This is a genomic window from Blautia sp. AF19-13LB (assembly GCF_003479105.1).
GTDB lineage: Bacteria > Bacillota > Clostridia > Lachnospirales > Lachnospiraceae > Fusicatenibacter > Fusicatenibacter saccharivorans.
On record NZ_QUGO01000002.1, the window covers coordinates 90,205 to 115,096 of the forward strand.

Consider the following 24,892-nt stretch of genomic DNA (forward strand, 5'->3'; position numbering starts at 1 on the left):
AATTGAAATCAAATCACCGGTTACGTTTCCGTACCGAAGAAAAGGAGAATAGAAAACATGAATAATTTTGTAAAGGACACCACTGAAATTCCAAGCTTAAGTTTCGGCACTCCAGAGCCGGAACCGGAACTTCCGGTACAGCAGCCGGAAGAAAAGAAAGAGGTCATGGATGATTCTGTTCTGTCCGACGAACAGAAAGCCATGGTGGATGCCTTTGTTTCCCAGATTGATCTTGCCAATACAAACGGCATTCTGCAGTACGGTGCCGGTGCACAGAAGAAAATGGCAGACTTTTCCGAGAAAACGCTGGAGAACGTCAGAAGCAAAGATCTCGGGGAAATCGGCGATCTGCTCACCTCTGTTGTGACAGAGCTGAAAACGTTTGACGCAGAAGAAGAAAAGGGACCATTCTCTTTCTTTAAGAAAAGCACGAACAAAATCAATGCAATGAAAGCGAAGTATGACAAGGCAGAGGTGAATGTCAATAAAATCTGTGACGTGCTCGACGGCCACCAGCGGCAGCTTCTGAAAGACATTGCCATTCTGGATCAGATGTATGCACAGAACCTGAATTATTTTAAAGAGCTGACCATGTACATTCTCGCTGGAAAGAAAAAGCTGGAGCTGGTACGTTCCACAGAACTCCGTGATCTGCAGAATAAAGCGCAGATGACCGGAAAGGCCGAAGACGCACAGGCTGCCAAGGATCTCGAAGATCTCTGCAACCGATTTGAGAAGAAACTGTATGATCTGGAACTGACCCGTATGGTTTCGATCCAGACAGCGCCGCAGATCCGCATGATTCAGAACAGCGATTCTGTAATGGCCGAAAAGATCCAATCCACACTCGTCAACACCATTCCGCTCTGGAAAAACCAGATGATCATTGCACTCGGCGTTCATCACTCGACTGAGGCTGCCAAAGCACAGCGCCAGGTTTCGGATATGACAAATGAGCTTCTGAAAAAGAATGCGGAGAATCTGAAGATGGCAACGATCGAGACTGCAAAAGAATCTGAGCGCGGTATCGTCGATATGGAAACCTTAAAACAGACGAACCAGAGCCTGATCTCTACCCTCGATGAAGTGATGAAGATTCAGGAGGACGGCCGCCAGAAACGTGCCGCCGCTGAAGTTGAGCTGGTACAGCTCGAAAATGATATTAAGAAAAAAATGCTGGAGCTTTCTGCAGGCGGACAGCACTGATACTTTTTGTATCCTATATAAAAAAAAACGGAGAAGCCGCTTTTTCTGTGGTTTCTCCGTTTTTTACGTCCTGTCTTACCCTTATCTCGGGCGTTCTGCCTTTTCATTCTTTCTTCGGTATTCCGTGAAATAAAATTCAATATCAAAGCAGGTCTGCTCATCGCCCTCTTCTACCATCTCCCAATCCGGTGATTCGTCAAGATCCTCAAAGAAGGTATCCGCCTGATACGTCATGTCAATTCGTGTGACGTATGCCGTATCACAGTATGGGAGAAGCTGACGGTAAATTTCTCCGCCGCCCGCAACATAAATATCGTCGTCCTCATACGGCTTTAACACTTCCATCAGCTCTTTGATACTGTGGACAACGGTTGCGCCGCGGACAGTCCATTCCGAATCACGGCTTAAGATAATATTCGTTCTGCCTTTTAAGGGCTGCCCTGCCGGGAGTGTAGCAAGTGTCTTTCTTCCCATCACGACAACGTGTCCCATCGTAGTTTCACGGAAGAATCGCAGATCAGACGGAATACTTACCAGCAGCCGTCCCTGATATCCCAGACCCCATTTGCGGTCCGCACTTAAAATTGCTTTCATTTTGTTTCCTCTTTCTGTGTTATTTTCTCATCCATACTGCCGGAACGGAACCCTTCCAGATCCATCGTCAGGTAAGAAAAGCCGAGCTTTTTCAGATATGCAATCATTTCTTCTCTCTTCTCAAGCACTTCCCCCATACGCTCCGGTGAGATTTCAAGACGCACCACATCGCCATGTACACGCAGGCGGAGATTCTCTTCCGCACCGAACAGCGTATGAAGCCATGCTTCGCCGTCCGCAATCCGATCCAGAACGTCATAGTTAATTTCTGCCCCGTAGGGAAGGCGTGTCGCCATACATGGAGTGGATGGACGGTGTGCTACGGAAACGCCGTACTTTGCAGCAAGTGCTTTTACCTCTGTTTTTGTCACATGACACGCTGCAAGCGGGCTGATGACACCATATTCTCTCAGCGCTTTTCGCCCCGGCCGGTAGACATGAAGGTCATCCTCATTTGTTCCGTCGAGTACCTGGGTGACACCGTGATCGCGGGCAAATTCCAGAAGTTTCCCAAATAGATAGTGCTTACAGAGATAGCAGCGGTTTTCCGGATTGTAACGGATTGCCTCCTGCTCCAGCTCATCAACAAAAAGGACCTCATGAACAGCGCCAACCTCCTTTGCTACTCTTGTCGCTGTCTCCAGGTCGCAGGGCGGATGCAGCCGTGTCTGAAAGGTTACTGCATAAACCTTTGTTCCATATTTTGCAGATGCATCCATGACAAGCTTCAGCAGCAGACTGCTGTCCACACCGCCGGAGAATGCCAGACAGAGATCCTGTTTTGCAATCTCGTCAAGTTGGGTAAGCAATGCTTTTTCCTTATTCTGCATATCTGTTTTCTGTTCTGTCCGGTTCTTTTTCTTTTCCTGTAATTCCATCGTATCTGTCTTCCTTTCCTGTAAAATGGCCGATGTCTTCTTATCAGAAAATCCATCGGCGGCACTGCTGCCCCGATGGATTTTCTCATACAGGTATTCCTGTTCTATTTTTTATCGATATGTCGGATCGCTTCCGAAAGCACCGCCTGTCCAGGTATAACGGGTCGGGTTTGTCAGCGGATAATCCAGATTGTCGCCAATGCGGACCGTTGTTCCGCTGCTGACGTTATCATAAATCCATTTTGCATCGATTGCAGTCAGTCTGACACAACCATGTGACATCGGTGATCCCAGGGAATTGAAGTCTACGGCAGAGATCATATTCAGATCCGGTGTGCTGCTTGCTACGCCATGGAAGTAAACAGCGTCATAAATCTGTGATACATATGGTGCCCAGCACACATAATCTTCACCTCTCATTTGCTTCTTTTTCAACTGCCAGCCGATTTTATATGTTCCTGCTGCAGTGTAACTGATTGGATTTCCTACGGAGCAGATCATTGATTTGATCGGGGTATCGTAAGAACCGGTTGCACTGTTATAGCCGTAAATGGTGACACGTCCGCGGGTTCTGTCTACTGTGATGTATTTGGATGACGGATTGAAGATGCTTGTCACATCCTCCATCAGAGAACCGTCTGCTTTGCGGTAACGGCGGTATTTTCCGATGTACTCCCATCCTTCCGTGATTCTGCGTCCGGAAGCATCGAATTTGTACTGTTTTCCATTGATCGTAGCGGTGCAGTTCTGATATCTTCCGCCCCAGCTGCGGAAATAATACTGAGAACCGTTCAGTGTCAGCCACTGATCATGGTACATGCCGCCCCAGCTCTTGAAGTAGTACCAGTTCTTATCATGAAGAATCCACTCGTCATGTGCCATGCCGCCCCAGCTCTTCATGTAATAATAGTTACCGTCATGGTAAACCCAGCCGGTCAGCATTTTTCCATCTTTATCCAGATAATAATAATTTTTATCATAGAGGAACCAGCCTTTTTGCGTCCGTTTGGTTCCATCTGCATTAAACCAGTACCAGGTATCGCCGGACTTGCCCCATTCGTTTTTATACATACCACCCCAGCTCTTGAAGTAGTATTTTCCATCGAGCCATTCATTGGCAAGCATGGTTCCATCGGATTTCAGATAATACTTATTTCCTTTGTAGGTCAGCCAGCCGCTGGTATATTTCTTTCCATTTCCGTCAAAATAATACCATACATTGTTGACTTTTGCCCATGCGTTTTTGTAGGCCGCACCCCAGCTGCGGAAGTAATAGGTGTTATCCAGCCACTCATTAAAAGCCATTTTTCCATCGGCTTTCAGATAATAGCTGTTTCCATTGTAATCCAGCCAGGAATTCGTCAGCAGTTTTCCGCCGTCTGCAGTTGCCCAGTACCAGATTGTCTGCGTGCTGGTTTTAATTTTTTTCCATCCTGTTGTCGTCGAAACGGCTCCGTCAGCACCAACGTAATAATAATTTCCATTATAGCTTCCAACATCGTTGACACACATGCCGCCCCAGCTCTTGAAGAGATACATGGTTCCGTTCACATTCAGCGCGTTGTCTTCCATATGACCGTCTTCATGGAGATAATATTTATTTCCATCGTAATTGAACCAGCCTGTCCGTACGCCGCCCCAGCTGCAGAAGCTGTACCATTTTCCATCAATCTGTGCCCAGCCGGATTTATTTTTCTGATTACCGGTTTCCATCTCGAAACTTCCATCTTTCAAATTTCCGTTTGCATCAAAGGAAGCTGGTTTCATATAGTAGATTGCTGTATCTACCTTTTGCCATCCTGAAAGAAGTTCCCCTGTTTCCGCATCCACTAAGTACCAGTTAGAGCCAACCGTCAACCAGCTTACCGTACGATCTCCCTGCTGATACGCATTGTGATTTCCAAGAGATACAGTGCTGTCTTCTGCATTCAGATAATAGGTATGCGTTACATTGTTTTCATCAACAACAGTCTGGAAACCTGCCTCTTTTACGCGGGTTCCATCATTGCCAAACAGATATGTTACATCTCCTACTTTCTGAGTTGTGCTCCAGACTGCATAGCCTTCTTCATCGGCATAGTAATCATCCACACTGCCATCCTCAAATTTGATGGTAACAAGTTCATTTTTTTTCAGTTCCGGTGCAAATACTTTTCCTTCACAAATACCCTGCTGTCTCGAACCAAGTTCATCTTTTGCAGGATCTTCCCCTTCTGTCTCAAAGTAGTAGATTCCGGTTTTTCCATCTTCATCCGTCAGCTCTACTTCACCGGTCAGCATATAGCCATTTTCGTCAAACGCATAATCGACGCCGTCGATTTCTATTGGTCCGGTAGCAGCTACCACCTTATTATTCTCATCCAGAACTCCGTACTGAAACTGTTTCTTTCCATCTTTTTCAACGCTGTTCCAGCCTTCCTTCAGATTACTTACTTCCGGAGCCGGAGTTGCGCTCGGCGTCGGTGTCTCGGAAGGGGTCTCAGTTGGTGTTACGGTTGGTGTTGCGGTCGGTGCCTCGGTTGGAGCCGGAGTCTCACTCGGTGTAACCTCTGGGGTCTCAGTTGGCGCCGGAGTCGTTTCTTCGTCTTCGGCCTGAGCTACAGTATCACTTTCCGAATTTACCGGTAATGGACTGGTTTCTGTAGAAGCTGCATATGCACCGGCTGGTGTAACACTTACCATGACGCCAAGTACGGCTGCGGCCAGAAACTTTCTTTTCATTCTTATTCATCCTCCCATTTTTTTACTCTTATACAATTTATAGCTTACTACATTTTTCCATCTATTTCAAGTTATCCGCCGGTAAAATACCTTACAAATTTCTTATGGTTTTTTCCGGTTTTTCGGGCAGAAAAAACCTCCCGGCTCCGGTTTTCTTGCCGGATACAGGAGGTTTTTCATTTGTTTCTTTTTTATTCGTTTACGGTAGTAGATCCGTAGATTTCTGTCTGAAGTCTGGAAATGGTTGCCGAGAAATCCGGAACAAGCATCTCACCCTTGCTGGAGTACAGATCATCGTATGGTACACGGCTCTGTACAATCTCATAGGAGAGGATCGTCGGCAGCTCGCCGATCAGCGTCATCAGTGTAGACTGGTCGATGTTATGGGTGACACTCGGAAGAATGGTATCTGCCAGCGCGCTCAGTTCTGTTACGCTGGAAGATTTCATCTCCTGCATCATTTTGCTTAATACCTCTCTCTGGCGCTCGGTTCTCTGATAATCCGAGTTTCCGACGTAACGAATTCGTGCATATGCAACCGCCTGATAACCGTCCACGTGCTGATCGCCGCTTGACGTATACTGATGTGCGGATGCATCTGCATTGCGAAGCTTGCACATTTCGTTGATATAGTTGTTTGCCACACGTACCTCATCATCACTCGGGGAAAGCTCGATTCCGCCGATGGCATCGATAATGTCAATCATGGAATCGAAGTCAACACTTGCATAATTGTCAATCGGCAGTTTATAGTTGTCCTCGATGGTTCGTACAACCAGCGGACCGCCGCCATATGCGCAGGCTGCATTCAGTTTTTTCACACCGACATCCGGGATATTTGCATACAGGTCACGCATAAAGGATGTCATGTGGATCTGTTTTGTATCTTTATTGATGGACATCAGAATCATAGAATCGGAGTTTCCATACCACGTTTTGTCACGACGGTCAACACCGATCAGCAGAATGTTGTACACGTTATTGTTGTTTGGAAGTTCAATGTCCTGTGTCTCATTTAAAATCTCAGACTGCAGGGCATCCGTCTCCTCATCAGTCAACCCGGTACTTTCTGTCTCAACCTCTGTGGATTTATTGATCGTGATTTTATCATCGCTTACGTAGTTACTCTTGCTGTAATAGTGATTGATTACAGCATAGACACCGACGAGCACAACCAGTACAACTACGAGAAGGATGGTGAGCACATTAACCCAGCCGAATTTCTTCTTTTTCTTTCCTGAGGAATGGCGTCTTTCCGGGATTTCATCCTCGTCATCATATTCTTTTCTCATAACGACCTCTTTCATTTTCTTATTTTCCGGTATTTTCCAGCCGGATATCGTTTATAATATAGTCAAAAAACGGACTGCTGTCAAGTGTGCAGTCCGTTTTGATTGATTTCCGTTTGCAGTTCTTTTTCCTACCGCTGCATTTTCTCCCACTGGTTCAGTGCAGCCTCAATGACTTTGTCCATATCGTAATACTTGTATTCTCCAAGTCTTCCGCCAAAGATAATCTTCTCTTCTTTTTCCGCAAGTGCGGCATATTTCTGATAAAGTTCCTGGTTTCTGGCATCATTCACCGGGTAGTACGGCTCCATCCCCTCTTTCCAGTCGGTGGAATACTCTCTGGAAATGACGGTCTTTTTCTGGGTTCCGAATTCGAAATGCTTGTGTTCGATCACACGCGTATACGGTGTCTCCCGATCGGTGTAGTTTACTACAGCTACGCCCTGATAATTGTCGGTATCCAGCACTTCTGTTTCAAAGCGCACCGTACGGTATTCCAGCTTGCCAAGTGCATAATCGTAAAACGCATCAATCGCTCCGGTGTAAATCACCGTCTCACCCATCGCCAGGTACTTTTCTTTATTTTCCAGAAAATCAACACCTATCTGTACATCCGCTTTTTCAAAAAGCCGCTCTGTCAGAACGTTATAGCCTCCAATTGGAATTCCCTGATAAAGGTCATTGAAATAGTTGTTGTCATACGTAAAGCGCACCGGAAGCCGTTTGATGATAAAGCTCGGCAGCTCACTGCAATCTCTTCCCCACTGCTTTTCTGTATAACCCTTAACCAGCTTTTCATAAATATCTTTTCCAACCAGTTTGATCGCCTGCTCTTCCAGATTTTTCGGCTCTCCCGGAACAGCTTTTCTCTGCTCTTCGATGATTGTTTTCGCCTCTTCCGGTGTGCGGATTCCCCACATTTTACTGAAGGTATTCATATTGAACGGCATATTATAAATTTCGCCTTTGTAGTTGGCAATCGGCGAGTTTGTATAACGGTTGAATTCTGCCAGCGAATTGACAAACTGCCACACCTCTTTATTCGAAGTATGGAAAATATGCGCTCCATACTTGTGTACATGAATTCCCTCGATTTCTTCGCAGTAAATATTTCCGCCTGTATGATCTCTTCGTTCCAGTACAAGACAGCTTTTCCCTGCCTGACCGGCAAGATAAGCAATCACTCCGGAATACAGACCAGCGCCAACCAGAACATAATCATATTTCTTCATTGTTCTTTCTCCTTACAGTTCTTCCCCAAGTCCCGTCCGGATGGAATTGACAAGGAACTGCAGAGCTTCCTCCTCGTCCTCTCCCTCGCAGAACAGCTCAATTTCGTCTCCGCATTTGACGCATGCGCCAAGGACGCTTAAGACGCTCTTTGCATTTGCTGTATTTCCATCTCCGTAGTGGAATGTAATAGATGATTTAAACTGCATCGCCTGTTTGCACAGGGTTCCGGCCGGGCGAAGATGAAGGCCGGTTGGATTTTTCACGGTCACTTTTCCGCTTACCATTGGTTTCCCTCCTAATTTGTTCCTGTCGTTTTATTTGCTACTGCTTTTTCTTTGATATGAATCGTTGTCTTGACACTGTCTACGAGCTCATAGCCATCCGGCAGTGTGATTTTTACCGGTACCTCGTAATCCCCGACACCCATTCCATTCAGATCTATGGATGCGTTGATCTGGGAAGTATCTAATTTGGCCAGATTTTTGTCCGATGCTTTAATGCGGATTGCAAGCTGTGTCTGATCATACAGAACGGTATAAGTGGACTGAAGATTGCCCGTCTCGATCTGATCGACATCAAGTTCAAATTCCCTGCTCTCATTCGGCATAACCGTTACGTGAACGGTAACGGATGCAGACGAACTGGAAGATACTTTCAGATCTGTCACATCGGCGAGAACATCGCTTAAGTCAACCGTCGTCTCCACATCGGAGCGCTGTCCTGCAACGGAGGTATAGTCTTCCGGAATTTCAATCGTATTGCCTTCATCCGCCAGCTTTGCAAGTGCCTCCTCGGATCCGGCAACGGTGATTTCCTCCGGTGTGGTATAGATATTTTTAATCTGATAGCCGTCTGCCGGAGTTCCGCTGTACAGTGCACTCAGCTTAATACCGGATACACGGCGCCACAGTTCAATATCCACATCCACCTGCGGGGAGCCGCTGTCGAAATTCAAAAATTCCATCTGGGATTCCGGCATCTCATCCTGGTTTTTATCAATAATCATCAGATCCGCCGTGACGGTTCCGGAATTCCGCATATTGGTTACATCTACTTTTGCCACCACACTGCTGATCTTATTGATCAGGGACGTCGGGCCGGAAATGGTGATGCTCTCCGGATCGGAAGTCATCGTTCCCACTTCGTAATCTTTTGCCGGTTTCGTATTTCCTGCGTCAATTGTGATCGGGAATTTTTCGCTGTCCACATCCTCGATTTCCACAGGGATCGTTGCTGTCACTGTGCTCAGTTTTTCCTGTTTTACCATGGAGCACGCTGCCTTGATCGGCACATAAACCGGGTTTGTATCCATCGTCACAATCTGGGTCAGATCGGCCGTGACAGTGATATCCGATGCTTTCAGCCGGCTGACAACCGAGTTGTTGTCCGTGACAGTAACCGTGACCGTCTGGTATTCCTCCGCAATCTGGTATGTTTTCTTTCCGGCTGCGATGTAGGCTTCATTGGTCACCTGCACGGGGACATCAAAGCGCTCTTTCACAATCGGGTCATTCACACTGACCACAACGTACCAGATTACAATGGCAATCAGGATAGAAAGAATTTTCAAAGGGAGATTGTTCAGAAGCTTTTTCAGAATTTTCTTTTTCATTTCTTCTCTCCCTCCACTTTCTGACGCATTCCACGGATATACCATCCTTTCTTCTCTTCCGGTTTTTTCGCGAGCTTCTGGATTTTGTGAAGCTGCTCCCGAAGGTCGCTCGGTGTTACTGCCGTGTGGAGTTCTCCGCCGGAAGCATACGACACATTTCCGGTTTCCTCGGAGACAATAATCGTAAAGGAATCCGTCACCTCACTGATGCCGACACCTGCACGGTGGCGTGTTCCAAGATTCTTGTTCAGATCCATGTTGTCGGACAGCGGCAGGTAACATGTTGCTGCCGTGACACGGTTGTTCCGTACAATCACGGCTCCGTCGTGCAGCGGCGTATTGTGTTCGAAAATATTGATCAGCAGCTGGCTGGTCAGAACGCCGTCAATCGGGATTCCGGTCTTTTCATATTCCTCCAGGGTGATGGTCTTTTCGATGACGATCAGCGCTCCGGTCTTTACTTCTCCCATTTCAAAACTGGCCCTTACCAGTTCATTGATGGTTTTGTCACTGAACCGTTCATTTTCCTCCTGGCCGCTCGCAAAAGAAATGGCAGACAGCGGATTCTTTTCTCCAATCTGCTCGACCACTCTTCGAAGCTCCGGCTGAAAGATAATTACAACCGCTGTGATCGCCGCCCCGCCGATGTTTCCGAACAGCCACAGAATCGTCTGCATTTTCAGCACGTTTGCAATGATGACAAAGACACCAATCAGAAAAATACCTTTCATCAGCGTATAGGCCTTTGTATTCTGCAGCCAGCGGATCAGGTGATAGACGAAAAATGCAATGAGCAGAATCTGCACAATATCAATCAGTTCAATTTGTTTTGGCAGCCCGTAGTCTGCCGTTCTTGTGACAATCCAGTTCCACACGCCACGCACACTGTCACTTCCTTTCTTTTCCCACGGCCGGTTTTCTTCTGATTTTCAAAATTCTTTTAAAGATCCTTTAAGGTGTCCTCCAGCATGCTCTTATAATCCACATCCTGATAATCGCCCTCGTCCAGCGGCGGAATTTCTTCTTCCTGAATTTCTTCTGTTTCGTTTATTTCTTCTGTTTCGTTTATTTCTTCTATTTCTTCTTTTTCCTCGATCTCATCAAGATCCCTGCTGTTCCCGGATTCTTCTGTATGTCCAAGATTTGCCAGAGCATCGAGTTCCTCGTCTGTCAGATCCGGTTCTTTTTTCTTTTCATTCCGAATATAAGTCACACAGCGCTGTGCCTTTGTCACATTGAATTTTGGAACGGCTTTTACGTAGTAATAATAATCGTCGTCATCATATTCCAGGTATTCTGTCCGGGTGTAGTCTGCACCGAACAGGAAAAACTCCAGAACAAATCCAACCAGACAGCCGGCCGCCGCCCCGATCAGAACCATCGGGAGTGCAATCTGTACATCCAGTGCCAGGCTTCCGGCAATCATAATAACCGCATAGGCAACCGAACCTGCCACAATGGAAATCTGCCATGCATAGTCCGCACTGCTGTGGCGGATTGCATTGACAAGAAGTACGGTCAGTGCGCAGGCGATCAGAACCAGCAGCATTTCCTCATTGCGGAAGAGGCCGTTGAAAAATTCCTGTACGACTGCCGTGATCTCCGGTGCTTCCGCCGCATGAAGCAGCGGCTCCATTTTTCCGTGAATCATGTCGCACATATAGTAGACAACGACACCGCAGGCTGCTGAAAATGCAGAGAGCGGCGTGCCGGCAAGACCATAGGCAACCGGAACGGCAGATGGCACGTGAAGCCAGAATGCGAGCGGTGTCAAAAGGAGTGCCGGCGCATCCTTCGGCACAAAGCGAAGATATAGAAACCAGAGCACCAGCAGAACCAGCGCCGCAAGACCCGCGACTACCATGTGAAGTGCAAAGCAGTGGCCGATGATCACCAGCATTGCAAGGAAAACCATTCCATTCAATGGCAGGATGGCGCAGATCAGTGACAGAATCAATACCACATACATGCTGTTCAGCATCTTCAGATAGCCGAGATTGGAATTAATACCACGAAATACAGCAAGAGCGAGCAGAAATTTCACAATCGGAAGTACGATTCCGCTGCAGGAGCCGTAAAACTCTTTTAATTTTTCTTTCAGTTCGATCAATACTGTCATGTTTCCTTCCTCCTGCGCCCGGATTTCTTCCCGCTTTTTTCCTGTTCCTCATATATGTTCTGCAGGTCATCCAGCTCTTTTCCATACCATTTCAGCTTTTTCTGTGCTCCCTGGTAACGGATCGTGCTGATCACATACACGGCAATGGAATAGACTGCCAGAAAACACAGATAGGACGCGATCAGACACCCTGCTGCAAACTGCAGGTCGATTGTGTCTATCTCGTCCACCAACCATTCAATATGATATAAGACTGCAACCGCAAGTACCAGAATGTATCCGATGGAAGCCAGAAAAAAATTTTTCAGAAGCTCTTTTCCGATGTAATCACTCCGAAAATAGCGGCCGATTCGTAAGGCATTTTTTTCTTCTTTTTTTTCGAAAAAAGCCAGTTTTGTCATCTGACGAATCCTTTTTTCGTCCAACATGCCTCTTGGTCTCCTCTTCCCGTTCTAAATTATGTTTATTTTACCATATGTTTCCGATATTGGAAAGCTATTCTCAAAATATTCACACACTATTTTACAATTGCCGCACAAACAAAATCCACCTGTTCTGCTCCATTCACTTTCAACAGTGACGCAATGGCATCAACCGTGCTTCCCGTTGTGTAAATGTCATCTACCAGAAGAATCCGGCAGTATTTCATCTGTCCCGGCTTTGCCAATGCAAAAGCTCCCTCCAGGTTTTTCCGCCGCTCGGCGGGACTAAGCTCTTTCTGGCGTTTTGTTTTTTTCACACGGCGGATCAGGCGGGCATTCATGGGAAGTTCCATTTCTTCTGCCAGCTTTTCTGCAAATACCTCCGCCTGATTGTAGCCGCGCTGCCGCTGTCTCGCCGGATGAAGCGGCACCGGAACGAGCACCTCCGGATTTCTTCTCTGGATCTGCTTTCCCACATAGAAAAACGCCGCGTGAGCATAAAATCCAGCGTATTCCTGCCGTTCATGATATTTGAACCGCATCAGGGAAGCCTCAAGTTCCCCGTGGTAACCGTACGGCGCAAAACCGCGGTCGAAGCTGTGCCTCATTCTGCTGCAGTCCCGGCAGAACTCTTCCTCACTGCCCACGGGTTTCCCGCATTTTTTGCACCGCGCGCCCAGAATCGGATGGATCTTTTCCACACAATTCCGGCATAGATACAGCTCTTCACGTGACAGCAGTCCGTCACAGATGGGACATCGTCTCGGATAAACTGCGTTTAAAAGCCAGTTTCCTGTTTTATTTTTTTCTTTCATGTAACCTGCGCTTTCCCTTATCCACTCTGCCGGATGCAGCCGCATCCATGCCCCGGAAAAACGTGTTTACGCGTTTTCTTCCTGCATTTCCCAGATTCTTCTGGCGAGCGTTGTATACCGGTTCGCCTCGATATGATTTCCGATCATTGCCTGGAATGTCACATCACTTCCGACGATGGTGACGCACTTTCTGGCTCTCGTCACGGCCGTATACAGAAGATTCCGCGTCATCAGCATGCGCGGGCCGCCGAGCAGCGGAATCACAACCGCCGGGTACTCGCTTCCCTGCGCTTTATGTATCGTTGTGGCGTAGGCGAGCTCCAGCTCGTCCGCCTGTTTGAACGTATAGTCTGCGAATTTTCCTTCCTCAAACTCCACGGTGATCACCTCGGTATACGGGTTGATGCTCCGGATCATGCCGAGGTCTCCGTTGAATACACCCATACCGCGCTCCGCCACGATTCCGTTGATGCCGCGGATTTCCCACTCCATCTGGTAATTGTTGCGGATCTGCATGACCTTGTCGCCCTCGCGGAGGATATTACCTCCATTTTCCCGCTCGGCTTTGTCCGGTGCGGGCGGGTTCAGGTATTTCTGCAGAATCTGATTCAGATTTTCCACGCCGAGTGCACCTTTCCGCATCGGAGTCAGAATCTGGATATCCTGCGGGCGGGCATCCACATAACGCGGCAGTTTCTGGGACACCAGCGTCACCAGCACTTTCCAGATCACGTTGACATCGTACCGTTTCAAAAAGAAGAAATCTTTGCTCTTATTGTCCAGTATAACCTCTTCCCCATTATGGATCTTATGTGCATTGACAACAATATCGCTCTGGGATGCCTGCCGGAAAATGTGCGTCAGGCAGACAATCGGAAAGCATTCCGAACGGATCAGATCCCGGAGGACACTGCCCGGGCCGACACTTGGAAGCTGGTTCTGGTCTCCCACCAGGATCAGCCTTGTTCCCGGCACAATCGCGGAAAGAAGGGCATGCATCAGGTGGATATCAACCATCGACATCTCATCAATGATGATGACATCCGCGTCGAGCGGATTATCTGCGTTCCGCTCAAAATGCACATTTGCCGAGGAGTCATCCACATTTCCCGTCAGTTCCAGAAGACGATGGATCGTGCATGCCTCACAGCCAGTTGCCTCTGTCATTCGTTTCGCCGCTCTTCCGGTCGGCGCTGCCAGGAAAATGTCGAGGCCTTCTGCCTCAAAATAATGGATCATCGCATTGATGGTCGTCGTTTTTCCGGTTCCGGGACCTCCGGTCAGGATCATAAGACCGCTGTATGCCGCCTCAACGACTGCCGTCTTCTGCATCTCATCCAGCTCGATCTGATATTTTTTCTCGATCTTTCCGATCCGCTTTTCGATTGCCTCACGGTCTTCCTCGCATGTAATATTCAGCTCATGCAGCATGCGCGCCGTACTCAGTTCCAGATAATAATACTGGCTGGCGTACACAATCCGCAGCGGCTCATCCCCTTCCCGTTCGGCCGGGAGCTCGCGGATGACCGCTTTTTTGTCGATTGCCATATCCTGCAGAGATTTCTGCATCCGCTCCGGTTCTACGCCGAGAAGTTCCTGCCCTCTCCGAAGCAGCACCGGTTCCGGCAGATAGACATGGCCTTCTGCCGTCGCCTGATTCAGCACATACGAAAGACCGCTCTTGATGCGGAATTCGCTGTCCACGGCAATCCCGATTTTTCCGGCAATCTCATCCGCCGTCCGAAATCCCACGCCTGCGATATCTTCCGCCATTTTATACGGGTTTTCCTTTAAAATCCGGTACACATTGTCCCCGTACTGCTGATAAATCTTTGCACCGAGATTCAGTGCAATGCCATATCCCGAGAGGAAAATCATCGCATTCTGCATTTCGGCTTTTTCTGCCACCTGCTGTGCAATTTCACGCGCTTTCCGCTCGCTGATTCCCTTTACCTCCGCGAGGCGCTCCGGCTCTTCCTCGATGATCCGAAGCGTATCGTCACCGAAGCGGCGCACAATTCTTGCCGCCAGCGCCGCACCAACTCCTTTGATCGCACCGGAACCGAGATACCGCTCCAATGCAACAGAATCCTGTGGAACTTTCGTCTCATAGGATTCAATGCGGAACTGCTTTCCATAGGCAGCATGTTCAATATAATCTCCGGAAGCCTCGATCAGCTCGCCCTCTCCGATCATCGGAAGCGTGCCGACGCATGTCAGCTCGCGCCCCTTCATGCTCAGATTCAGGACGGTATAGCCGTTCTCCTCATTTCGGAAAATAATGTGTTCTACGTAGCCTTCTACTTTTTCTTTTTCACTCATCTTTTATCAAAACTGGCTTTCAAATTCATTCATCACTTCGCGGTACTGGCCGGTTCCAAGCGCAACGACGCTCGCCGGATTTTCTGCTGTCACGGTATTGATGCCGGTCCGCTCCTGGATCAGCTCGTCCATTCCGTCAAGGAGACTGCCGCCTCCGGTCAGGATAATGCCGCGGTCGGAAACATCGGATGCCAGTTCCGGCGGCGTTTTTTCCAGTACGGCACAGATCGCGTCCGCAATCTGGTTTGTCGTCTGGGCAAGGGCACCTCGGATTTCGTCGGAGGAAACCGTAATCGTCGCCGGAAGTCCGGTGATGACGTTTCTTCCCTTGATCTCCATCGTTTTCTCCTCGGCCCGCGGATAAGCGGAACCAATCCGGATTTTCACTGCCTCTGCGGTCTGTTCTCCGATAAATACGTTGTATGTTTTCCGTACATAGCGGATGATATCCTGGTCAAATGTCTCACTGGAAATCTTGACCGAATTGGAAACAACGGTTCCCGCAAGCGAGATCACAGCGATATCCGTCGTGCCTCCGCCGATGTCCACGATCATATTTCCGCATGGTTTCGTAATGTCAATTCCGGATCCGATTGCCGCTGCCACCGGCTCCGGCACGATCAGCACTTCCCGGGCTCCCGCCTGGTACGTTGCCTCCTCCACAGCCTTCCGCTCTACTTCCGTCACACCGGACGGCACACAGATGCTGATTCTCGGTTTCCGGAATGCTCTTCTTCCCATTGCCTTCTGGATAAAGTAGCGCAGCATGCGCTCGGTGATCAGAAAGTCCGTGATCACGCCCTGCCGCATGGGCCGGACCGCCATAATATTGCCCGGTGTCCGTCCAATCATCTGACGCGCTTCTTCTCCAATTGCCCGTACTTTATCTGCATCTTTATCATACGCAACTACGGACGGCTCCTTTAATACAATGCCTTTTCCCTTGGCATAGACCAGGATGCTGGACGTCCCCAGATCAATTCCGATATCGGTCGTTGCAGCCATAGTAATCCCCTTTCCTGTTCTCTTTTATTTTTCTTTATTTTAATCTGTTTGAAATTTGTATAGAATAAGTTCGGGTTCAAAACACCCGAAACACAAAAGGATCGAATGTGTTCTGAACCCAACCCGCTTCTTATTATATACAATCCCTTTTAAAATGGAAAGGATTTTTTAGAGATATTTTTCGACATATTTTCCGGTGTAGGATACCGGGCTCTTGGCCACTTCCTCCGGCGTTCCGCACGCAATCACGGTTCCGCCGCCGTCTCCGCCCTCCGGTCCGATATCAATAATATAGTCCGCCGTCTTGATGACATCCAGATTGTGTTCGATAACAACGACGGTATTTCCGCCCTCGGACAGGCGGTGCAGAATCTCCACCAGTTTGTGGACATCCGCAAAATGAAGTCCCGTCGTCGGCTCGTCGAGAATGTAGATCGTTTTTCCCGTGCCGCGGCGGCTCAGCTCTGCTGCGAGCTTGATACGCTGCGCTTCTCCGCCGGACAGCGTGGTGGACGGCTGGCCGAGGCGGATGTAGGAAAGGCCGACATCGTACAGGGTCTGTAATTTCCGGAAAATCGACGGTACCGGCCTGAAGAATTCCAGTGCCTCCTCGACCGTCATATTCAGCACATCGTAGATGCTCTTTCCTTTGTATTTGACTTCCAGTGTCTCACGGTTGTACCGTTTTCCATGGCAGACCTCACACGGCACATAGACATCCGGCAGGAAGTGCATTTCGATCTTCAGGATACCGTCGCCGCCGCAGGCCTCACATCGGCCGCCCTTCACATTAAAGCTGAATCTTCCCTTCTTGTAGCCGCGCGCCTTGGCATCCTGCGTTGCCGCAAACAGGTCGCGGATCTGATCGAACAGACCTGTGTACGTTGCCGGATTGGAACGCGGTGTTCTTCCGATCGGGGACTGGTCGATGTCGATGACCTTATCGAGCTGTTCCATACCGATGATGTCTTTGTGTGCACCCGGAATCGTCCGCGCACGGTTCAGATCTCTTGCCAGCCGTTTGTACAGAATTTCATTGACAAGGGAACTCTTTCCCGATCCGGAGACTCCAGTCACGCAGGTCATGACACCGAGCGGGAAATTCACGTTGATATTTTTCAGATTGTGCTCTTTTGCTCCGACTACCTTCAGCCAGCCCGTCGGCTTTCTGCGCTCAGACGGAACCGGAATTTTCAGCTCTCCGCTTAAGTATTTTCCGGTGATGGAATTCGGATTTTTCATCAGATCTTCCGCCGTTCCGATCGCCACCAGCTCTCCGCCGTGCTCACCGGCTCCCGGACCGATATCGACAACGCAGTCAGCGGCGCGCATCGTATCCTCGTCGTGCTCCACGACGATCAGGCTGTTTCCGAGGTCACGCAGATGTTTCAGCGTCGCGAGAAGTTTGTCGTTGTCTCTCTGGTGAAGACCGATGCTCGGCTCGTCGAGAATATAGGCGACACCGACAAGGCCGGAGCCGATCTGCGTTGCCAGACGGATTCTCTGCGCCTCACCGCCGGACAGCGATGCCGTTCCGCGCGCCAGGGTCAGATAGTTTAATCCGACATCCGCAAGGAAGCTCACACGCGCACGGATCTCTTTTAAAATCTGCTTTCCGATCAGCAGCTGCTGTTCGGAGAGTTCGAGGTTCTGCATAAACTTCTGCAGATTGTCGATGGAAAGGGATGTTACTTCAAAAATATTTTTATCTCCGACCGTCACACCAAGCGACGTCGGTTTCAGACGCTGGCCATGGCACGCCTGGCACGGGGTCACACGCATGAAGGTTTCGTATTCCTGTTTTGTAGAATCCGATCCGGTCTCACGGTAGCGGCGCTCTACATTTTTGATCAGCCCCTCAAAAGCCACATCGTACACACCGACGCCGCGCTGACCGCGGTAATGCACCTTGACGGATTTTCCGTTCGTTCCGTAAATCAGGATATCGTGGATTTTTTTCGGATATTCACAGAACGGAGTGGAAAGGGAAAAATCGTACTCCTCTGCCAGCGCATCGAGAACGGCTCTCGTATAGCTCGATTTGTCCGTGCAGGACTGCCAGCCGAGCACGGTGATGGCTCCGTCTGCGATGGATACGGTCTTGTCCGGAATCATCAGATCCTCGTCGAATTCCATCTTGTAGCCAAGGCCGGCACAGCTCGGGCAGGCGCCGAACGGGTTGTTGAAGGAAAAGCTTCTCGGCTCAATCTCCTCCATGCTGATGCCGCAGTCCGGGCAGGAAAAGCTCTGGCTGAAGTTGAGCTGATTTCCGTCCATCGTGTCGACCACCAGAAGGCCGTCCGCCAGATCCAGTACGTTCTCGACGGAATCCGTCAGACGTTTCTCAATGTCCGGTTTGACTACAAGACGGTCCACAATAATAGAAATGTTGTGTTTCAGGTTCTTATCCAGCGTGATCTCCTCGGACAGCTCATACTGGCTGCCGTCGATCATCACGCGGACATAGCCGCTGCGTTTTGCCTGTTCGAGCACCTTTTCGTGTCTTCCCTTGCGGCCGCGCACAACCGGCGCGAGAAGCTGGATTTTCGTCCGCTCCGGGAGTGCCATGATCTGATCGACCATCTGGTCCACCGACTGGCGGCTGATGACTTTTCCGCACTTCGGACAGTGCGGAATACCGATTCTCGCGTACAGAAGACGGAAGTAATCGTAAATCTCCGTCACGGTTCCGACGGTGGAACGCGGGTTCCGGTTCGTCGATTTCTGATCGATCGAAATAGCAGGCGGCAGGCCTTCGATGCTGTCCACATTCGGTTTTTCCATCTGTCCTAAGAACTGGCGCGCGTAGGAGGAAAGGCTCTCCATGTACCGCCGCTGGCCCTCCGCATAGATCGTGTCAAACGCAAGCGAACTCTTTCCTGAACCGCTGAGGCCCGTAAATACAACAAACTGGTTTCTGGGGATATCGACATTCAGTGCTTTCAGGTTGTTCTCCCTGGCTCCCCGTATTCTGATAAACTCTTTTTTCTCTGCCATAACTGTTCCTCTTATTAATTGGAATCCCTGTCCGGACAGGGACAGGAATCTTGTCTCGTTTTCTCCCATTATAGCACACCGCCGTGCGTTATGCAAACATTTGTTCTATTTCTTTATCATCTTTTTACAGCAGAAAATCTGCCAGAATCACATTGCTGACGGAAATCCCATCGCGTGTCAGAGCCAGACGCCCGCTGTGTTCCTGTAAAAGATGCATCGCTTCGTATTTCTTCAGAACCCCGCCGTATACGGCATGGATCTCCTTTCCAAACTGCTCCTCAAACTCCGCCGTCGAGATCCCTTGTGTCATTCGAAGGCCGAGAAACATAAATTCTTCCATGGCATCCTGCCGGGAAAGAATTTCCTCATCCTCACGGATCTTTTCCAGTGCTCCGCACGCTTTCAGATACAAAGATCGATCTGCCGTGTTCGTCCACCGGCGGTTTCCGAATAACGATGCCGCGGAAGGCCCGAACCCCAGATAATCCGTCCTTTTCCAGTAGCCGATATTGTGGCGGCATGCGAAGCCCGGCTTTGCATAATTGGAAATCTCATACTGGAAAAAGCCGTATTCTGCGAGGATTTCCGCCGTTCTGGCATACATTTCGCGTTCTGTGTCCTCATCCGGCAGATCCAGTTTCTGCTCCGCAAACGGGGTTCCCGGCTCCACGATCAGGCTGTAGGCGGAAATGTGCTCCGGAGAAAGCTCCGCGATCGTCCGAAGACTCTCTTCCCATTTCTTTTCACTCTGCTCCGGCAGACCTGACATCAGATCCACGTTGATATTCGCAAACCCGGCATCCCGTGCCAGTGCAAAACTCTCCTGAAATTCCGCAAACGTGTGGATTCTTCCCAGCCGTTTCAGCTCCTCATCGTGAACCGACTGACAGCCGATACTGATCCGGTTGAAGCCGCTCTTCCTGTAACATTTCAGTTTTTCCGCATCCAGCGTTCCCGGATTGGCCTCCAGCGTAATCTCAGCATCCTCTGAAAAAATGTACTTGCTCCGCAGTTTTTCCATCACACGGGCGAGCATTCCGGCATCCACTGCGGATGGTGTTCCGCCGCCGAAAAAGGCGGAAATCACTTCACTTTCTGCCGTCTCTTCCGCTGCATCGATTTCTGCCAGCAGAGCCTCTTCATACTCCTTCTGCATTGCTTTCGTGCCCGGTCCCGAGACAAAATCACAGTAGGCGCATTTCCGGATGCAGAACGGGATATGCACATAGAGTTCCAGTGGTTTTCTTTTTTTATTCATTCTGCTTTTCCTCCGTACGATCGAAAGACCGGCCCCTGCGCTCCCGCAACAGCAGGCGGCGCCGACAGGCCGGTCTCATTTTTATTTCTTAATTTTCATCCAGTTTCAGCACGCTCATAAAGGCTTTCTGCGGAATCTCCACGTTTCCTACCTGGCGCATCCGCTTCTTACCTTCCTTCTGCTTCTCCAGCAGCTTCTTCTTTCGGGAAATATCGCCGCCGTAGCACTTGGCGAGGACGTCTTTGCGCATCGCGCGGACGGTTTCTCTGGCGATAATCTTCGATCCGACAGCCGCCTGGATCGGGATTTCGAAGAGCTGCCGCGGAATCTCTTCTTTGAGCTTCTCGCACATCTTTCTTCCGCGCTCGTAGGCAGATCCCTCGAATACGATGAAGGACAGCGCATCCACTTCTTCTTTATTGACGAGGATATCGAGTTTTACAAGCTCGCTTCTCTCATAGCCGAGCAGCTCGTAGTCGAATGACGCGTAACCTTTGGAGCGGGATTTTAAAGCATCAAAGAAATCGTAGATAATCTCATTCAGCGGGAGATGGTAATGAAGCATCGCACGCGTCGTCTCCATGTATTCCATTCCCTGATACTGGCCTCGTCTCTGCTGGCAGAGCTCCATGATCGGTCCGATGTAGTCGGTCGTCACCATAATCTCTGCTTTTACCAGCGGCTCTTCCATATAATCAATCTCGGACGGGTCCGGCAGATTCGACGGGTTGGTCAGGTCAATGACGGTTCCGTCGGTTTTGTGAACCTTATAGATAACGCTCGGTGCGGTCGTCACGAGATCCAGATTGTACTCACGCTCCAGGCGCTCCTGAATAATTTCCAGGTGAAGCAGTCCAAGGAAACCGCAGCGGAAGCCAAAGCCCAGTGCTGCCGATGTCTCCGGCTCGTAGAAGAGGGATGCATCGTTTAACTGCAGTTTTTCCAGCGCGTCGCGCAGATCGCCGTACTGTGCGCCGTCGGCCGGGTACATGCCGCAGTATACCATCGGGTTGACTTTTTTGTAGCCCGGCAGTGCTTCTGCACACGGACGGTCGGCATCGGTCACGGTATCACCCACGCGGGTGTCGCGCACGTTTTTGATGCTGGCGGTGATATAGCCTACCATTCCGGCGGAGAGCTCGTCGCACGGGATCAGACGGCCTGCGCCGAAGTAGCCGACCTCGACAACTTCCTCGACAGCGCCTGTCGCCATCATGCGGATTCTCGTTCCTTTTTTCACGCTTCCTTCCATTACACGGCAGGAAATGATGACGCCGCGGTATGCATCGTAAACAGAGTCGAAAATCAGTGCTTTTAACGGTTCCGTCGGATCACCTTCCGGTGCCGGAATTTTCTGTACGATCTGTTCGAGCACCTCGTCCACGTTCAGGCCGGTTTTTGCGGAAATCCGCGGAGCATCCTGCGCTTCCAGTCCGATGACATCCTCGATCTCTGCAATTACACGGTCCGGCTCGGCGCTTGGAAGGTCTACTTTGTTGATGACCGGGAACACATCCAGGTCATGGTCAAGGGCGAGATAGACGTTGGCAAGGGTCTGCGCCTCGATACCCTGCGATGCATCGACAACGAGCAGCGCGCCGTCGCATGCGGCAAGGCTTCTGGAAACCTCATAGTTGAAGTCAACATGGCCCGGGGTGTCAATCATGTTTAAAATGTACTCCTCGCCGTCGGCCGCTTTGTATACGGTACGGACCGCCTGTGCCTTGATCGTGATGCCGCGCTCACGCTCCAGATCCATATTGTCCAGCACCTGATCCTGCATCTCACGCTCGGTCAAAAGGCCTGTTTTCTGAATAATACGGTCCGCAAGGGTTGATTTTCCATGGTCGATATGGGCAATAATACAAAAATTACGAATTTTACTCTGATCTATTCCTGACAAGTTTTTTCCTCCTGCTTTTTCACGGGTTAAATATCAATTTTATCTCATGTCTATTTTGTATGATACGAAATTCCACTCAAAAAAGCAAGATAAATTTATCCGCCTGATGCCGGACTTTTGCCCGACAGAACCTTATGCAGGATATCCGCAAACGGCCCCATTGCATTTTTCACCTCCTCAACCGTATTCGTCTGCGCACCAACCTCGAGAAGAACAGATCTCGGGCGGAGATGGAGGTTGTAGCGGTAGCCTTTTAAATAGATACAGCGCGAAAAGCCGGGATAATACTGTTTTGCCTCATACTCCATCTGAAAGGAAAATGCAAGGTTTTCCGCCTGATACGGATTGGGCAGGCTTGTCAGTTCGCCGCTTTCTTTCGTGCGGGAAAGGCCGTTGAAAAACATGATCTGCGCGGTCGGCTTTCCGTTGATTTCTGTCACAAGACGTTTTGAACCATTGACCCCGTCCCGGTGCAGGTCGATCACGACCTGAATGGACGGGTGTTCTTCCAGCGCCGCTGCGATGACCGGCTCCGCGTAGTTGTAGGCGCGGCTCCGCTCGAGACAGCCTTCTTTCATGTCAAATGCCTCTGTAATATGAAGCACTTCGTATCCGTACTGCTTTTCCAGAAGCTCCTGCAGATCATCACCGAGGCCGATTACCGTGTCCGCTCTTTCTCCCGGACGGGAATCGGCGAAGGTTTCCTGCGAATGGGTATGATAGATCAGAATCTGCGGGCCTTCGGCATTTTCCGGCAGGGTCAGGTCTTTTCCGAGCAGGGTGCTGCCGTCGATCTCGCCCGGCAGGACCGAAGTGTTGGGATCGACAACGAAGAAGCGGTTCAGGAGCGCCTGCGGGTCAGCAAGAAGGTCAGGGGAAATTGTCTCCTGAATCGTGTCGGCCTCCGGGTAGAGAATCTCACGCGGTGCGCCGCCGGTTTCGATGGTCTCCTCCGGGACAGACTGTGGCGCTTCGGGTTCTGCCGTTGATGCCGACTCTCCGGCTGCCGGTTCTGTGATTCCTGTTTCCGTCTGCTCCGGCTCCGTGATTTCCATTCCATCTTTTTGAGTTTCATCTTTTTGAGTTCCATCCTTTTGATCTTCCTCAGTTCCATGCTCCTTCGATTCTGTCTGCCCTCTTTCTGCTCCCGGTCCCGGATTCGAATCCTGCTTCGCCGTATCCGTTTCCGCTGCTTCTGTCCCGGCAGACAGCGTATTTTCTGCCGTGCTTCCCTCCCGAAGCGCCGGTATCTGATCCCGCACTGCCGCGAGGAGATTTTCCATCCATCCCCTTCCGTCCTCTTTTCCGTCATAAAAAAGAAGCGGCATCATCACATCCACGGATAACTGCTCCGCCTGTGCTGCCGCCCGGTGCAGCAGAACTTTCCCCTCTAAGAAATGATTTTTCCGGAGAACCGCTGCACTGCGGAACAGCAGTATACTGCAGGACAGGAAAAGACATCCCCATCCGAACCATCGTCCATTTCGCCTGGCATTCCACATATTATCACCATATTCATGATATGTTACATTTCCCCGGAAAATGCCTGATTCATACCTGCCGCAAGAACCCCGGCCAGGCGGCGGACCATCTCGTCGATCTCTTTTGTCGTCACGTAAAGGCTTTCGAGCGCCGGTGAAATGACTTCTCCCAGAAATTCATCCATCTCGGACTCCTCCAGCGATTCCAGAACGCCTGCGACGGCATCGTGGACGATCGTTCCTGCCCCTACAACGGTCGGCACACCGATTCCGATGACCGGCACGCCGAGCGTCTCCTGATTTAAGGCATTGCGGTGGTTTCCGACGCCCGAGCCCGGCCAGATTCCGGTGTCGGCAAGCTGGATCGTACAGTTCAGCCGGTGAATACTGCATGCGGCAAGGGCATCCACGGCGAGAATCACATCTGGATGGGTCTGTTCTGCCGTTCCGCGCAGGATTTCCACTGCCTCCATGCCCGTCTGTGCCATAACGCCGGGAGCAAGGGCACTCACTTCCCGGCCCTTCTTTCCGTAGGTGCGCACCAGATGGCGCGTAACGTTAAGCTGCTCCACCGTCTCCGGCCCGAGCGCATCCGGCGTGATGCCGCGGTTGCCGAGGCCGGCCACAAGAACGGATCCGCACGCTTCCGGCACCATTTCCATCAGACAGTGGGAAAACTCCTCCGCCGCTTTCCGGCTCTCCTCCTCGTCTGCCGTCAAAAGCAGCGGCGCTTCGATCGTCACATACGTCCCTTTCGGCTTTCCCATCATTTTTGCACCCTGCTCCGATGTGATTTTCACAATGGTTGTCTGAATTTCCGCCTTTCTTTTCTTCTTCTCAATCTCGACCCCGGAGATCTCCACATGGTCCCTCTCAAATTTTTCCTGATTCTCCATCGCCAGGTCTGTCCGCATCCTATACTTTCCTATCATACTTTTCTCCTTCTCCTGTATTTTTGTTGTAGTTTTTGCAATTTTTCCAAAAATATGTATTGACAAACCATGCGAAATATTATAGGATAATAAAGCATGTTTCAG

Annotated in this window: 19 protein-coding genes; 1 reads left to right on the forward strand and 18 read right to left on the reverse strand. The window is 50.0% G+C overall.

The window, feature by feature from the left end:
• Positions 1-57: 57 nt before the first annotated feature.
• A complete protein-coding gene (locus DWX32_RS02690; protein WP_118659213.1) occupies positions 58-1,206 on the forward strand; it encodes a toxic anion resistance protein in 1,149 nt (382 codons plus the stop codon).
• A gap of 81 nt (positions 1,207-1,287) precedes the next feature.
• Here the strand turns inward: DWX32_RS02690 and DWX32_RS02695 are convergent, their stop codons facing one another.
• From DWX32_RS02695 to gpr, 18 genes are all read right to left on the reverse strand, one after another.
• Entirely contained in the window at positions 1,288-1,800 is a 513-nt protein-coding gene (locus DWX32_RS02695) for a dihydrofolate reductase (RefSeq protein WP_118659214.1), read from the reverse strand.
• On the reverse strand, positions 1,797-2,678 hold the full coding sequence (larE, locus tag DWX32_RS02700) for an ATP-dependent sacrificial sulfur transferase LarE (protein WP_330410110.1): 882 nt from the start codon (positions 2,676-2,678) through the stop codon (positions 1,797-1,799). Before larE ends, DWX32_RS02695 begins: the two co-directional genes overlap by 4 nt.
• A gap of 111 nt (positions 2,679-2,789) precedes the next feature.
• Positions 2,790-5,399 carry a L,D-transpeptidase family protein gene (locus DWX32_RS02705; RefSeq protein ID WP_118659215.1) on the reverse strand — a complete coding sequence of 870 codons (2,610 nt, stop codon included), beginning with the start codon at positions 5,397-5,399 and terminating at the stop codon, positions 2,790-2,792.
• Between the two features lie 191 nt (positions 5,400-5,590).
• Positions 5,591-6,691, reverse strand: coding sequence for an LCP family protein (locus DWX32_RS02710; RefSeq protein WP_158579543.1), 1,101 nt, complete (start codon positions 6,689-6,691; stop codon positions 5,591-5,593).
• A 128-nt stretch (positions 6,692-6,819) separates the two neighbouring features.
• On the reverse strand, positions 6,820-7,920 hold the full coding sequence (gene glf / locus DWX32_RS02715) for a UDP-galactopyranose mutase (protein WP_118659217.1): 1,101 nt from the start codon (positions 7,918-7,920) through the stop codon (positions 6,820-6,822).
• Positions 7,921-7,932: 12 nt separating this feature from the next.
• On the reverse strand, positions 7,933-8,205 hold the full coding sequence (locus tag DWX32_RS02720; RefSeq protein WP_022462230.1) for an HPr family phosphocarrier protein: 273 nt from the start codon (positions 8,203-8,205) through the stop codon (positions 7,933-7,935).
• Positions 8,206-8,216: 11 nt separating this feature from the next.
• Positions 8,217-9,533: a CdaR family protein gene (locus tag DWX32_RS02725; protein ID WP_158554979.1), complete on the reverse strand. Its 1,317-nt coding sequence runs from the start codon at positions 9,531-9,533 to the stop codon at positions 8,217-8,219.
• Complete coding sequence (gene cdaA / locus DWX32_RS02730; protein WP_330421807.1) at positions 9,530-10,417, reverse strand: diadenylate cyclase CdaA; 888 nt, start codon at positions 10,415-10,417, stop codon at positions 9,530-9,532. The genes DWX32_RS02725 and cdaA overlap by 4 nt, the downstream gene beginning before the upstream one ends.
• Before the next feature lie 56 nt (positions 10,418-10,473).
• A complete protein-coding gene (locus tag DWX32_RS02735) occupies positions 10,474-11,652 on the reverse strand; it encodes a hypothetical protein (RefSeq protein WP_118639982.1) in 1,179 nt (392 codons plus the stop codon).
• Positions 11,649-12,080: a hypothetical protein gene (locus DWX32_RS02740; RefSeq protein ID WP_117509502.1), complete on the reverse strand. Its 432-nt coding sequence runs from the start codon at positions 12,078-12,080 to the stop codon at positions 11,649-11,651. Before DWX32_RS02740 ends, DWX32_RS02735 begins: the two co-directional genes overlap by 4 nt.
• Positions 12,081-12,169: 89 nt before the next feature.
• Positions 12,170-12,889 (reverse strand): ComF family protein, encoded by a 720-nt coding sequence (locus tag DWX32_RS02745; RefSeq protein WP_158579544.1) that lies wholly within the window; start codon positions 12,887-12,889, stop codon positions 12,170-12,172.
• A 66-nt stretch (positions 12,890-12,955) separates the two neighbouring features.
• On the reverse strand, positions 12,956-15,211 hold the full coding sequence (gene recD2, locus DWX32_RS02750) for an SF1B family DNA helicase RecD2 (RefSeq protein ID WP_117509504.1): 2,256 nt from the start codon (positions 15,209-15,211) through the stop codon (positions 12,956-12,958).
• 6 nt (positions 15,212-15,217) lie between these two features.
• Entirely contained in the window at positions 15,218-16,216 is a 999-nt protein-coding gene (locus DWX32_RS02755) for a rod shape-determining protein (protein WP_022462222.1), read from the reverse strand.
• A gap of 168 nt (positions 16,217-16,384) precedes the next feature.
• Positions 16,385-19,213, reverse strand: a complete 2,829-nt coding sequence (uvrA, locus tag DWX32_RS02760; RefSeq protein ID WP_055218624.1) for an excinuclease ABC subunit UvrA — start codon at positions 19,211-19,213, stop codon at positions 16,385-16,387.
• Positions 19,214-19,337: 124 nt separating this feature from the next.
• Positions 19,338-20,471 (reverse strand): radical SAM family heme chaperone HemW, encoded by a 1,134-nt coding sequence (gene hemW / locus DWX32_RS02765; protein WP_118659220.1) that lies wholly within the window; start codon positions 20,469-20,471, stop codon positions 19,338-19,340.
• Between the two features lie 88 nt (positions 20,472-20,559).
• Complete coding sequence (gene lepA, locus DWX32_RS02770; RefSeq protein WP_022462217.1) at positions 20,560-22,374, reverse strand: translation elongation factor 4; 1,815 nt, start codon at positions 22,372-22,374, stop codon at positions 20,560-20,562.
• Between the two features lie 95 nt (positions 22,375-22,469).
• On the reverse strand, positions 22,470-23,876 hold the full coding sequence (locus DWX32_RS02775; RefSeq protein WP_243037540.1) for a stage II sporulation protein P: 1,407 nt from the start codon (positions 23,874-23,876) through the stop codon (positions 22,470-22,472).
• A gap of 23 nt (positions 23,877-23,899) precedes the next feature.
• Positions 23,900-24,787 carry a GPR endopeptidase gene (gpr, locus tag DWX32_RS02780; protein WP_118659221.1) on the reverse strand — a complete coding sequence of 296 codons (888 nt, stop codon included), beginning with the start codon at positions 24,785-24,787 and terminating at the stop codon, positions 23,900-23,902.
• Positions 24,788-24,892 lie beyond the last annotated feature (105 nt).